The sequence below is a fragment of the Halosimplex halophilum genome, from assembly GCF_004698125.1.
Lineage (GTDB): Archaea > Halobacteriota > Halobacteria > Halobacteriales > Haloarculaceae > Halosimplex > Halosimplex halophilum.
Window position 1 is genome coordinate 556,526 of record NZ_SRHV01000005.1, and the last position, 12,256, is coordinate 568,781.

General features: G+C 72.2%; 11 protein-coding genes. 7 read left to right on the plus strand and 4 right to left on the minus strand.

Going from position 1 to position 12,256, the window contains the following annotated elements:
• The first annotated feature begins 1 nt into the window (after position 1).
• Both E3328_RS19075 and E3328_RS19080 read left to right on the plus strand, forming a co-directional pair.
• Positions 2-2,050: a heme-binding protein gene (locus tag E3328_RS19075; protein WP_135366224.1), complete on the plus strand. Its 2,049-nt coding sequence runs from the start codon at positions 2-4 to the stop codon at positions 2,048-2,050.
• 81 nt (positions 2,051-2,131) lie between these two features.
• Positions 2,132-2,974 (plus strand): SDR family NAD(P)-dependent oxidoreductase, encoded by an 843-nt coding sequence (locus E3328_RS19080; RefSeq protein ID WP_135366225.1) that lies wholly within the window; start codon positions 2,132-2,134, stop codon positions 2,972-2,974.
• A 30-nt stretch (positions 2,975-3,004) separates the two neighbouring features.
• Here the strand turns inward: E3328_RS19080 and E3328_RS19085 are convergent, their stop codons facing one another.
• Entirely contained in the window at positions 3,005-4,219 is a 1,215-nt protein-coding gene (locus E3328_RS19085) for an MFS transporter (RefSeq protein ID WP_135366226.1), read from the minus strand.
• 271 nt (positions 4,220-4,490) lie between these two features.
• Here E3328_RS19085 and E3328_RS19090 point away from each other — a divergent pair, with 271 nt between their 5' ends.
• Positions 4,491-4,868 (plus strand): DUF8062 family protein, encoded by a 378-nt coding sequence (locus E3328_RS19090; RefSeq protein ID WP_135366227.1) that lies wholly within the window; start codon positions 4,491-4,493, stop codon positions 4,866-4,868.
• An 82-nt stretch (positions 4,869-4,950) separates the two neighbouring features.
• Here the strand turns inward: E3328_RS19090 and sufU are convergent, their stop codons facing one another.
• A complete protein-coding gene (sufU, locus tag E3328_RS19095; RefSeq protein WP_135366228.1) occupies positions 4,951-5,382 on the minus strand; it encodes a Fe-S cluster assembly sulfur transfer protein SufU in 432 nt (143 codons plus the stop codon).
• Positions 5,383-5,559: 177 nt separating this feature from the next.
• On the opposite strand from sufU, the gene E3328_RS19100 reads away from it, so the two are divergent.
• Positions 5,560-6,807 (plus strand): hypothetical protein, encoded by a 1,248-nt coding sequence (locus E3328_RS19100; protein WP_135366229.1) that lies wholly within the window; start codon positions 5,560-5,562, stop codon positions 6,805-6,807.
• A 45-nt stretch (positions 6,808-6,852) separates the two neighbouring features.
• Here the strand turns inward: E3328_RS19100 and E3328_RS19105 are convergent, their stop codons facing one another.
• Both E3328_RS19105 and fer read right to left on the minus strand, forming a co-directional pair.
• Positions 6,853-7,620, minus strand: coding sequence for a class I SAM-dependent methyltransferase (locus E3328_RS19105; protein ID WP_135366230.1), 768 nt, complete (start codon positions 7,618-7,620; stop codon positions 6,853-6,855).
• Between the two features lie 61 nt (positions 7,621-7,681).
• A complete protein-coding gene (gene fer / locus E3328_RS19110; RefSeq protein WP_135366231.1) occupies positions 7,682-8,371 on the minus strand; it encodes a ferredoxin Fer in 690 nt (229 codons plus the stop codon).
• A 240-nt stretch (positions 8,372-8,611) separates the two neighbouring features.
• Between fer and E3328_RS19115 the strand changes: the two genes are divergently transcribed.
• The 3 genes from E3328_RS19115 (at position 8,612) to E3328_RS19125 (ending at position 12,076) form a co-directional block, all read left to right on the plus strand.
• Entirely contained in the window at positions 8,612-9,538 is a 927-nt protein-coding gene (locus E3328_RS19115; RefSeq protein WP_135366232.1) for an alkaline phosphatase family protein, read from the plus strand.
• 2 nt (positions 9,539-9,540) lie between these two features.
• Entirely contained in the window at positions 9,541-10,773 is a 1,233-nt protein-coding gene (locus E3328_RS19120) for a glycosyltransferase family 4 protein (protein WP_167837479.1), read from the plus strand.
• A 202-nt stretch (positions 10,774-10,975) separates the two neighbouring features.
• A complete protein-coding gene (locus E3328_RS19125) occupies positions 10,976-12,076 on the plus strand; it encodes a DUF4330 domain-containing protein (protein WP_135366234.1) in 1,101 nt (366 codons plus the stop codon).
• The last annotated feature ends 180 nt before the right edge of the window (positions 12,077-12,256 follow it).

Below are 12,256 nucleotides of genomic sequence, written 5' to 3' on the forward strand. Positions count from 1 at the left end.
TATGGTCAGACGCGAGCCGCCGCAGACGGAGGAGGGCTGGTACGCCCTCCACGACCTCAGGACGGTCGACTGGGAGGCCTGGCGGGACGCCCCCGAGCGCGTCCGCGAACGCGCGCTCGAAGACGCCGTCGAGTTCCTCGGGTCGGCCGAGGCCGTCGCCGACGCCGAGGAGGGCCAGTCGGCGCTGTACGCCGTCGTCGGGCACAAGGCCGACCTCATGGTCGTCCACCTCCGCCCCTCGCTGGCGGCGGTCGAGCGCCTCGAACGCCGGTTCGAGCGCACCGAGTTCGCGCGGTTCACCGAACAGTCCTCGTCGTACGTCTCTGTCACGGAGGCGTCGGGCTACTCCGAACGCGCCCGCGAGTACTTCGACGGCGAGGTCGACGACGACTCCGGGCTCGCCCAGTACATCCAGTCGCGGCTCCACCCGGAGATCCCCGACGCCGAGCACGTCTCCTTCTACCCGATGTCCAAGCGCCGCGAGCCGGAGCAGAACTGGTACGACCTGCCCTTCGAGGAGCGTGCCGAGCACATGGAGAGCCACGGCGACATCGGCCGCGGCTACGCCGGGAAGGTCGAGCAGATGATCACCGGGTCGGTCGGCATGGACGACTGGGAGTGGGGCGTCACGCTGTGGGCCGACGACATGACGGACGTGAAGGACCTGCTCTACGAGATGCGCTTCGACCCCTCCTCCTCGAAGTTCGCCGAGTTCGGCCCCTTCTACGTCGGCCGCCGGTTCCCGCCGGCGGACCTGGGCGCCTACCTCGCCGGCGAGTCCGTCCCGACCGCCGACGCCGCCGACGCGGGCGAGGGGTCGACCGGCGAGCGCGAGGCCCACGCCAGCGCCTCGAACGCCGGCCACGACGGCCACGCGGGCGACAGCGCCCACGGGAACGGCGCGCACGGTTCCCGGGGCGACGACGAGTCGGCCGACCCGCCCGCCGAGAGCCACGCCGGCGGGGCGAGCAGCGGGACGACCGAGACCGTCGACGAGTCGAGCGAGGGCACCGCCGCGAGCGGTGGTCGGCCCGCCGCTGCACAGAAGGAGGTCGACGCCGAACGGCTCGACACCGACGAGGCGGTCCAGACGCTCGCGAACTTCGGCGTCTACCCCGAGGCGTACGGCGCGGGCGACCACGCGCTGGTCTGTTACGCCGACGCCGACGCCGAGGCGATCGTCGACGAGGTCGACGGGCTCCGGGGTAACTTCGACCACTACGACACCCACGTCCTGACGAGCGTCCGGGCCAACCAGGGCCAGACGGCGGTCGTCAGCGTCTGGGAGACGGAGAGCGCCGCCGACACGGCCATCGGCTTCCTGACCGACATCGAGGGCGTCACCCGCAGCGCCCGCGGCCCGCTCGGCGACGCCGGCGAGGCCGACGGCGGTGAAGGCGCCGACCAGTCGGCCGACGGCGACGCGGCGGCCGCCGAGACACAGGGCGACGACACGACGGCCGCGGACATCCGCGAGGAACTCGCCGCCGAGGGGGTCTACGCCGGCCAGCCCCACGGCGAGGACGTGTACGCGCTGGTGCTGTACTCGGAGGCCGACCCCGAGACGCTCGACGCGGAGGTCGCCGACCTGCGCGACGGCTTCGACCGCTACGACACCCACGTCAAGACCGCCGTCTACGGCGACGTGGCCGACGACTCGGACACCACGGCCGTCGTGAGCCTCTGGGACACCGAGAGCGCGGCCGACACCGCGGCGGACTTCCTCACCGACCTGCCGGAGGTCGTCGGCCGCCCGCAGGACCGGGAGGGCTTCGGGACGATGGGGATGTTCTACACCGTCAAGCCCGACTACCGCGAGGAGTTCGTCGACACGTTCGGGGAGGTCGGCGGACTCCTCGCGGAGATGGACGGCCACCGCGAGACGGCCCTGCTGGCCAACCGCGAGGACGAGACGGACATGTTCATCGCCAGCCGCTGGGACGCGAAGGAGGACGCGATGGCCTTCTTCCGCTCCGAGGACTTCCGCGAGACCGTCGAGTGGGGCCGCGAGGTGCTGGCCGACCGGCCGCGCCACGTGTTCCTGGCCTGAGCCGGGCCGTCGAAACCGAGTTGGGTTTTCGCCGTCCCGCCCGCCGACAGCTACAAGCGGGAGATAGCCGAACGGCGAGCCATGACAGGACGAGTCGCGGACAGCGTGGCGGTCGTGACCGGCGGCGCCCGCGGCATCGGCGAGGCGACCGCCCGGCGGCTGGCCGAAGAGGGCGCGGACGTGGCCGTCGTCGACGTACTGGGCGACCGGGCCGAGGCGGTCGCCGACGACATCGCGGCCGAGACCGGCCGGGAGACGCTGGCCGTCGAGTGTGACGTGGGCGACGAGCGCGCGGTCGAGGAGATGGCCGAGCGGGTCGCCGAGCGGTTCGGCGGTGTCGACGTGCTCGTGAACAACGCGGGGATCCGCGTCGACCCGAAGCCGGTCACCGAGGCCGACGAGGAGAGCTGGGACCGTATCCTCGCGATCAACCAGAAGGGCGTCGCCTTTTGCGCGAAACATCTGATCCCCCTGATGACCGGGACGGAGGGGGACCGTGAGCCCACCGGCGGACGCGAGGGCAACGGCTCGGTCGTCAACGTCGCGTCGATGGGCGCCGAGGTCGGGCGGCCGGAGTGGGCCCAGTACGACTCGACGAAGGGCGCCATCGTCGCGATGACCAAAGACATGGCCTGCGACCACGCGCCCGACGGGGTCAGGGTCAACGCCGTCTCGCCGGGCTACGTCGTCACCGAGTACCACCTCCCGGACGATCCCGAGGAGGCCCGCGAGTACCGCGACGAACAGACGACGCCCAGCGCCGACGGGCCGGGGGTCCTCAAGCGCGCGGCCGAGCCGCGGGAGATCGCCGACGCCGTCGTCTTCCTGGCCTCCGACGAGGCGTCGTTCGTCACCGGAACCAACCTGCGGGTCGACGGCGGGGTGTCGGCCGTGGGGACGGGCTTCGACTGGGACCCCGCGTAGGGCGTCAGTCCCCGGCGCCACGAGCGAGCGTCACCGGTCGGTGACCCACAGGACGAGCGTCAGCGCCGTCGCGGCGACCAGCGCGGCCGCGAGCAGCTGGAACGCGGGGGTGAACCCGGCGGTCTCGGAGAGGTAGCCGACGACCGCGGGCGAGGCGGCGCCGGCGACCATCAGCAGGGTCCTGACGACGCCGAGGCTGCCGCCGGCGACCGATTCCGGCGTGACCTCCATCATGTAGGCGCCCCGGACCGGGCGGTAGCCGTGGGCGCCCAGCCCCAGCAACACGACGGCGCCGCCGAGCACGAGCGGGCCGCCGGTCGCCGAGAACGCCAGCACGGCGACCATCCCGGCGGTGGCGACCGCGAGCGTCAGCGCCAGGATGGGCTCGACGCCCACCCGGTCGCTGGCCTCGCCGGTGACCAGCTGGACGAGGCTGACCAGGAAGAGCGCGCTGAAAAGCAGGTTCGCCGTCGCCGACGACACCGCGGTCTCCTCGGCGAGGTACAGCGGCAGGAAGGCCACGGCCCCGTTGTAGGTGAAGGAGAAACAGACCGTGACGACGACGAACAGCGTGAACCGGGGGTCCCGGAAGAGCGCGACGTACGCGCTCAGCGGGACGGATCCGCCGTCGTCGTCGTCCGCGGCCGCGGCGGCCGGCTCGTCGGGGAGCCGCCGCGGGGTGACCCAGGCGAACGCCGCGGCGAGGCCGACGCCGACGGCGCCGGCGGCCAGGAAGAGCGTCCGCCAGGGGGCGCCGAGGACGCCCGGTGCGGCCGAGGCGAGGACGACCGCGGCCGGCGCGGCGGCGCCGCCGAAGGTCCCGAACGTGTCGAACACGCCCAGCGCGCGGCCGGTCCCGCGGGGGTAGGCGCGCGCGAGCAGGCTGACGCCGACGGTCTTGTAGGTGCCCGTCCCCGCGCCGACCAGCGCCATCGCGCCGACGAGCACCCAGAGGGGGGCGTCGACCGCGAGCACGACCGCGGCGCCGGCCGTGAGCAGCGCCCCGGCGGTGATCACCCGGACCGACCCGATCCGGTCGGCGAGCAGGCCCGACGGGAACTGCATCAGCGCGTAGACGAGCATCAGCGCCGTGAACGCCGACCCGAGGACGGTCCGCGAGACGCCGTAGGTCGCGCCGATCGTCTCGAACAGCGGCGGGAAGGCGTACCGGAGGAACTTCCCGAGGAACCACACCAGCGCGGTCGCCACGAGCGCGTCGAAGCGCGCGAACCGACGCGGGATCACCGGGCCGACCCTCCCGGGCCGGGCCGAGGTCGGGCCGACGCCCGCGCCGGTCGCGCTGCCGGGCGGGGCCGCGAGGCGGGCACCGTCGGTCGCGTCGCTGGGCGGAGCCGCGAGGTTGGCATCGCTGGCCGGTGTCGCCGGCCGGGCGTCGGGGTCCGAGACCGTTGCAGTCGCACGGTATCGGAGAAGGCGGGTCGCGGGGAAAATACGTCCCGGTTTCGGCGAGGGCGACCCCGTCAGAGCCAAGGGACTCGGCGCCGAACCCGCTGTCGTGCCAGACGACAGCGACGACGGGGACGGCCCCCCGGGCGGTCCGGCGCCGACGGAGCTAGACGACGCACCGACGGTGAGCTGTTCGCGCTGCGACCGCGAGTGGGACCTCGGGTACGAACTCGACGAGCTGGGCGTCGGCAACCAGGCGGTCGAGCAGTTCGCGCTCGACCACAAGCGCCACACGGGCCACTTCCCCGACGACGTGGCCACGTGGCTCGCCGAGTGTCGGCGCTGTCCGGAGGGGTCCGAACACCTCGCGCGCCACGCCGCCGAGCGCTGGGCCAGAATTCACGCCCGCCACACGCGCCACTCGGTCGCTATCGAACACGCGGTCGACGACGAGACCACCGTCGTCGAACCCGAAGACGCCGCGTAGAGACGAGCGACCGTCGAGAGCGCGGAGGCCCGTCGACGGCGCGCAACGGTGTGTCGCGAGCCCGTCCGCACGGGCGAGTCGGCTACTCCTCGTCGTCCTCGGTGGTCGTCTTCTCGACGTCGAGTTCGTCGAAGTAGATCTCCGCGCCGTCCTGTGCGACCTTCTCCGCGAGGACCGCGCACTTGACGCGCATCGGCGAGATGTCGACGCCGAGCATGTCGATCACGTCGTCCCTGTCCATCTCCCGCAGCTCCTCGACGGACATGCCCGCGAGCTGCTCGGAGAGCATCGACGCGGAGGCCTGCGAGATGGCGCAGCCGTCGCCGCGGAAGGCCACCCGCTCGATGGTCTCCTCGGCGTCGTCGAGGACGACGTCCATCTCGATAGTGTCGCCGCACATCGGGTTCTCGCCGACGTGGGTGAACGTGGCCTCCTCGAGCTCCCCGTAGTTGCGCGGGTTCTTGTAGTGGTCGAGGATCTGCTGTCGGTACATGTCCGAGCCGCCGATACCCATTGTCGGCCGACGATATGCCCTACCCGCGGAAAAGGATTCCGAGGGAGCGGTTGGCACGCGGCCGAACGACGCCGGGGTATACACTCTATACCTCGGATCGCCGGGCGGTTTCGCGCCGTGAACCTACACCGAAGTTTATTACCTACCGTCCCGGAAATACACGACAACCACAGGGCAATGTTCGACCGAGTAAACGACGCGATATCCGGTGGTGGGTCCGGGGAGGTCGACGCGGAGCACCTCGACGACCTGCTCCGCGACGGCGAGGAGCTGCAGCACGCGCTCGCCAACGACGGCACGATCGAACACACGGAGGACGGTCGAACGACGACGATCGAATCGGGGGGCGGCCACGGCGCCTACATGCTCGTGACCGACGAGCGGGTGCTGTGGGTGCTGGGCGACCAGCCCGACGAGCCCGAGATCGCCTTCGAGCTGACCCGGCTGCAGACCAGCCACGTCCGCAAGGGGCTGATCAACAGCAAACTGGAGGTCCAGACCTACGACGAGACGGTCGTCTTCGACCCCGACGAGGGCGACGCCGAGGCGGCCGAGGACTACATCAGCAACGTCGGCTCGTCGTGGGCGGACATGTCCAGCGCCCTCTCGCAGGCCCGCGACGCCATCGCCGCATACGAGGACGCCTGCGAGCGCGGCGCCGACCCCAACCAGCACGCGCTGGCCGCCCGCTCGCAGTTCTCCCAGGCCCGCCGATGTGCCACCCGCGAGGACCGCGCGCCCGAACAGAAGATCCGCGCCGAGATCCGGGAGGTCGTCGCGGAGCTGGCCCACACCCGCGTTACTTCGTGGCTCGACCGCGCCGAGTCCCAGTACGAGGACGTCGAGGCGGCCCTCGACGAGGGTCGCTACGGCGACGCCTGCGAGGCGTACGTCGACGCCGCCGAGGCCGTCGAGGAGGCCCGCGACGTGATCGACGACGTGGACGACGTGCCCGAGGGCGCCGAGGACCGTCTCGACGCCGTCGAGGCCGACCTGCGCGAGGCGGGCGAGCGGTTCCTCGACGACGCCGCCGGGCGCTGCGAGACGGCGCTCGACGCCGAGGAGGCGACCGTCGCAGTCGACGCCTGGGAGGCGGCGTTCGACCGCTACCGCGCGGCGGCCGACGCCGGCTGGAACGGCCACGCCCCCGTCTCCGAGGACGCGCTGGAGTACCAGCTCACCTGGGTCACCGCCGGCCTGCTGGAGGCGATGAGCGCCCACGCCGCCGCGCTCGAACGCGAGGGCGACGAGACCGACGACTCCGACGCGGCCGGCGACTACTACGAGGACGCCGAGGAGTGGTTCGAGCGCGCCCGCGACCTGGCCGACGAACGCCCCCACCACGACCCGGGCGACTACGAGGCCGAGCGCGACCGCGTCGAGGAGAAGCGCCTGGAGAGCGCCGGCTGGGAGTTCGGCGGCTGACCGGCCGGCCGTCCCACCGCCGTTCTCACTCGCCGCCCCGGTCTCTCACTGCGCCAGCACCACGACCCGCATCGAGTCGAGCGTGAGGTCGCTCCCGTCGAACCCGCCGAACAGCCGCACGTCCGCGAAGCCCGCGCGCTCGCAGAGTTCCCGGAGCACCGGCGGCGCGTACAGCCGGTTCTCCCACTCCATGGTGTCGACGTGCTCGTAGCCGTCGCCGGCCGCGTCGAACACGTCCAGCGTCGTCGAGAACCGGCTCGTCTCCACGTCGAAGGACTGACGGTAGAGGGTCAGCCGTCCGTCTTCCTCGGTGACGGTCGCCTCGTCGAGGTCGGCGACGAAGGCGTCGCGGTTGGACTGCTCGACGACGAGGACGCCGTCGTCGGCGAGCAGCTCGCGGGCGTCGGCCAGGACCGACTCGTCCGTCTCGCGGCCGTAGTAGCCCAGCGAGTTCCAGAAGACGGTGACGAGGTCGTAGCTCCCCGACAGATCGTCCAGTTCGCGCATATCGTGGTGGTGGAAGGCGGTCGACTCGTCGAGGCCGCGGTCGCTCGCCCGCTCGCGCGCCCGGTCGAGGAACGGTTCGGAGAAGTCCAGCCCCTCCGCCGCGACCCCGCGGTCGGCCAGCGCGAGGGCGTGCCGGCCGACGCCGCAGGCCACGTCGAGCGAGGTATCGGGTTCGCAGCCGAACTCGGCAGCCAGCAGGTCCAGCAGGGCCGCGACCTCCTCGTCGGCCGCGGCGAACATGTCCTCGAAGTGCTCGGCGAAGAGATCCGCCTGCTCCCGGAAGACCCGGTCGGCCCAGTGGGTCATACCCGGAGTGTCGCTCCACCCCCGGAAAAATCCCGGGTGCCCGTGTCACGGGCCCCCGCGGTCAGTCGTCGTGGGCCTGCTCGAACGGCCGCGGCGGGAGCAGCAGGTCCTCCAGTTCGGGCATCGACTTGACGTTGTACAGCACCTGCAGTTCGTCGGTGACCGGCATCCCGTTGCACGAGAGCTGGAAGCCTTTCTCCAGCATCTCCGGCGGGAGGACGTGGTCGACGCGGGTGCGCATGTCGCCCTCCAGCACGATGACCGCGCAGTTGGCGCAGGCGCCGCCGCGGCAGGCAAAGGGCCAGGCGAAGCCGTGGCGTTCGGCGGCCTCCAGCAGCGACTCGCGCGGGCGGACCCAGAACTGGCCGTAGTCCTCGCGGTCGAGGCCGCCGTCGGCGGCCATCTCCATCAGGTCGGGGTCGTCGACGCGCCACCCGCGGTCGTCGAGCACCTCGTAGTTGAGGTACTCGACGCGACAGCGCTGCTCGCGGCGGGGCTCGTCGTCCTCGCCGGGCGACTCGGCGGCCGCCGCCCGCTCGGCCGGCGAGCGGTCCTCGCCCTCGCTCGACTCGTCGACCGCGTCGCCGCCCCCGTCCTTGATCTCCTCGTAGGCGGCCCTCACGAGCTGGAACTCGCGGGCCGACCCCCCGTGGTCCGGGTGGGCGTCCTTGACTCGCTCCCGGTAGGCCTCCCGTATCTCCGCCTCGTCGGCGTCGGGCTCGACCGAGAGAACGTCGAACGGCGACTCCACGCCCGCCCCTAGCGGCAAGAGGCGCATAAACCCCATCTTTTCCCCCGTCCGGGCCCCGCGAGCCGCGGGCGTCCCCCGCCTGCTGTCCCGTCCGGTCGGGGCGGCCGGCGAGCGCCCGGAGGGATCCATCGCTCGCCGTGCGTGGCGATCTCGGCCGGTTCGCGGCGAGTACACCCACGAGTCCACGGCCGAGGCGGATGGCGTAACACATATCCCGAGCGTCGCGCGAAGTGGGGGCGTATGGACACGCGGTCGCGACTGGCCCGCGCGCTCGACACGCCGGTACTGTTCTGCCGGCACGCGAACCGGCTGTACCACCGGCGGCTCGGGCTCCGCCGGCACAACGACAGCGGGGTCGACCCGTTCGAGGCCGACTGGGACGCGCTGGTCGTGCTCGACGCCTGCCGGTACGACATGTTCGAGCGGCGGTCGACGCTGCCGGGCGAGCTCGAACGCCGGGAGTCCCGGGCCTCGACGACCGTGGAGTTCCTGCGGGCGAACGTCGACGGCAGGGACCTGCGCGACACCGTCTACGTGACCGCCAACCCGCAACTCCACCAGCACCGCGACTCGATCCGGGCCGAGTTCGCCGATGTCGTCGAGGTCTGGTCGGGCGAGGGCTGGAGCGAGGAACACGGGACGGTCCTCCCGGAGACGATGACCGAGGCGGCGCTGCGGGCCCGGGAGGACTACCCCCACAAGCGGCTCGTCGTCCACTACATGCAACCGCACTACCCGTTCGTCGGCGCCGAGACGGACTTCGACGGCGGCGACTTCACCGACCCCGGGGCGACCGAGGAGAACGTCTGGGTGCAGCTGCTCCGGGGGGACCTCGACGTCGACCGCGAGGAGATCTGGGAGATCTACGAGGCCAACCTGGACCGGGCGCTGCCACACGTCGAGCGACTGCTGGACGGGCTCGACGGGCGGACGGTCGTGACGGCCGACCACGGGAACATGGTCGGCGAGCGGGCGTTCCCGGTCCCGTTCCGCGAGTGGGGCCACCCCCGCGGGGTCTACACGCCGGAACTGGTCGACGTGCCGTGGCTCGTCCACGAGGACGGCCCGCGACCCGCTATCGACGCCTCGGAGCCGGCCGCCGGGAGCGAATCGCTCGCCGACGACGTGGTCGCCGACCGGCTGCGGGACCTGGGGTACGCGGAGTAACCGTGAAAGTGGGATTCGTCCACCCGACGTACCCGCAGGGCGAGGGGACGGGCGCGACCCACAGCGCCTCCCGCATCGTCTTCGAGCTGGCCGACCGCGGCCACGACGTGACGGTGTACTGCTGGGCGGACCCGCCGGACGGCTGGACCGTCGACGCCGACCTCTCGGTGCGCCCGCTCGACACCGACGGCGCCCCGTACCACTCGGCGCTGCAGCTGGACCGCGCGCTGCGCGAGCGGGTCCCCGAGTTCGACGCCTACGACGTGGTCCACAGCTACGTGATGAACAGCCTGCCGGCGCTTGGCGAGGTCGCCGCGGAGACGAGCGCGGCGACGGTCCTGACGCTGAACGCCTACGGGGCGGTCTGCCCGAAGAACGACCTCCGGTACATGGACCGCGAGCCCTGCGAGCGCAACGGCCTCGCGAAGTGCGCGGCGTGTTCGGTCGCGACCAGCGGCGGCCACGACGAACACGGCCCCCTCTACCGGTCGGCCAGCCGGCTGGGCTACCTGAAACTGGTCCGCGACGGCGAGCGGGTCGCCGACCGGATCGACGGCTACCACGCGCTCTCGCCGCACATCCGCGAGACCTACGCCGACTTCGGCTTCCCGCGCGAGCGCCTCTCGGTGATCCCGAACGTCCTCGACGAGCGGTTCGACAGGCCCCACGAGAGCGACTTCGAGCCGCCCTACGAGCTGCTGTACGTCGGGTCGCTCGACGAACACAAGGGGGTCGACCGCCTCCTGCCGGTCCTCGACCGGCTGAACCGGTCGGGGGAGTCCCACCGGCTGACCGTCGTCGGCGACGGCGGGCTGCGGACCGACCTGGCGGAGGCGGCCGCCGAGCGGGGACTCGACGAGGCCGTGACGTTCACGGGCTGGCTCGAAAACGACGACCTCCCGGAGCTGTACGCCGCCCACGACTGTTTCGTCTACCCCGGGCGCTGGGACGAACCCTTCGGCCGGGTGTTCCTCGAAGCGCTCGCGACGGGGACGCCGGTCGTCGCCAGCGACGTGGGCAGCGTCGCCGAGATCGTCGGCGAGGGCGGCCGGACCACCGACGGCTCCGTCGACGGGTTCGTCACGGCCATCCGGGAACTGTTCGACGGCGACCCCGAGGGCGTCTCCGCGGCGGCGACGCGGACCGTCGACCGCTACCGGGCCGACGCCGTCGTCCCGCAGTTCGTCGACCTCTACGAGCGGGTCCTCGAACGGGCGGGCGCCGGCGACCGGTAGCCGCCACGGCCGACCGGACGGACTCCGTCGACCGTCCGGATCCAGAATGCGCCGGAGAGCGGCTGACAGCCGCAGAGCGGTGTACTTTAGGCCGACCAAACGATATGTGAAAGCCTTTTACCGTCGACCGAAGAGGTGCGGGTACGCTGATATCGCACATGCGACCGACGCCATCGCAGCCGTCCCCCGGGGGCGTGCTCCCGTGACGGTCATCGACGAGTCCGGGCGCCTGTTCGGCCTGGTCAACGTCTACGACGCGCTCGTCGTGGTCCTCCTCGTCGGCGCCGTCGGCGCGGGCGTCCTGCTCGTCGACCCCTTCGGCGGGGGCGGCGAGCCGGCCACGCGCTACGCGACGGTCGACCTGGGGACCCAGCCCCTCTCGACGGCCGCGCGCATCGGCGAGGGCAACGAGTCCGGCGGCGCGCTGACGGTCACCGACACGTACGTCGGACCCGGCGACGGCGACGGCGTGTCGGTCGTGGTCCGCGTCCGCGTCAACGGGTCGCTCGTCGACGACCCGCAAGCGGAGGCTCCCGTCTTCGAGTTCGACGGCGAGCCCCTGCGTCGCGGTGACGAGCTGGCGCTGGAGACGGCCGCCTACGACGCCGAGGGCGAGGTCGTCGAGCTCGGCGGGCGGTCGGCGACGCTGGAGACGGGACGGCTGTCCGTCCTCGTCGAGGCGAGCGTCCCGCCGGCGACGGCCGACCTGGTCGACCGCGGCGCCGGCTACCGGATCGACGACCGGACGGTCGCGACGGTCACCGACACCACGGTCGCCTCCGTCGGGCCGGGCAACCGGACCGCCCTGCTCGGCCTCTCGCTGCGGACGGTCCGCTACGGCGGCGCCACCTACTTCGGCGACAGGGAGCTGCTCGTGGGCCAGACGGTCCCGTTCCGCACCGACCGCTACGCGCTGTCGGGGTCGGTGACCCGGTGGGGCAACGCCTCGCTGCCGGGCGCGCCGGCGACGGTGACAGCCGTGGTCCGGCTGGACGGCGTCGAGCCGGACATCGCCGACGGGCTCGAAGCCGGGATGGTCGAGCGCCGCGACGGGCGGACGGTCGCGGAGATCGCCGACGTGCGCTCGGAACCGGCGTCGGTCGTCCTCACCAGCGAGGACGGCAACATCTACGAGCGCGACCACCCCCGCAACCTCGACGTCTACCTCACCGTCGACCTCCGGGTCCGCCGGACCGACGACGGCCTCCGGTTCCGCACCCGGCCGGTCCGGGAGGGCTCGGACGTGCTGCTGGACTTCCGGTCGGTCGTCGTCGACGGGACCGTCACCGACCTGGAACCCTGACCGACCTGGCGCCCCGGACCGGTCCGGCCGACCACGGCGGCGACCGAAACGGCCGAACGCGGACCGATGCACCGGTTTCGGCCGCCCTAAAAAATCGGAACCGTTTTGAGGGTCGCCTAAAATTGATCCAGGCAACGAGGGCAACGCGAATGAGACTGCAAATCGAGCGTACGTGTTCCG

What these genes read in the sequence shown, in the direction of transcription:
- E3328_RS19075 (WP_135366224.1), top strand. Translation starts at nt 2, where the DNA reads ATGGTCAGACGCGAGCCGCCGCAGACGGAGGAGGGCTGGTACGCCCTC.
- E3328_RS19080 (WP_135366225.1), top strand. Translation starts at nt 2,132, where the DNA reads ATGACAGGACGAGTCGCGGACAGCGTGGCGGTCGTGACCGGCGGCGCC.
- sufU (WP_135366228.1), bottom strand. Translation starts at nt 5,382, where the DNA reads ATGGGTATCGGCGGCTCGGACATGTACCGACAGCAGATCCTCGACCAC.
- E3328_RS19100 (WP_135366229.1), top strand. Translation starts at nt 5,560, where the DNA reads ATGTTCGACCGAGTAAACGACGCGATATCCGGTGGTGGGTCCGGGGAG.
- E3328_RS19105 (WP_135366230.1), bottom strand. Translation starts at nt 7,620, where the DNA reads ATGACCCACTGGGCCGACCGGGTCTTCCGGGAGCAGGCGGATCTCTTC.
- E3328_RS19115 (WP_135366232.1), top strand. Translation starts at nt 8,612, where the DNA reads ATGGACACGCGGTCGCGACTGGCCCGCGCGCTCGACACGCCGGTACTG.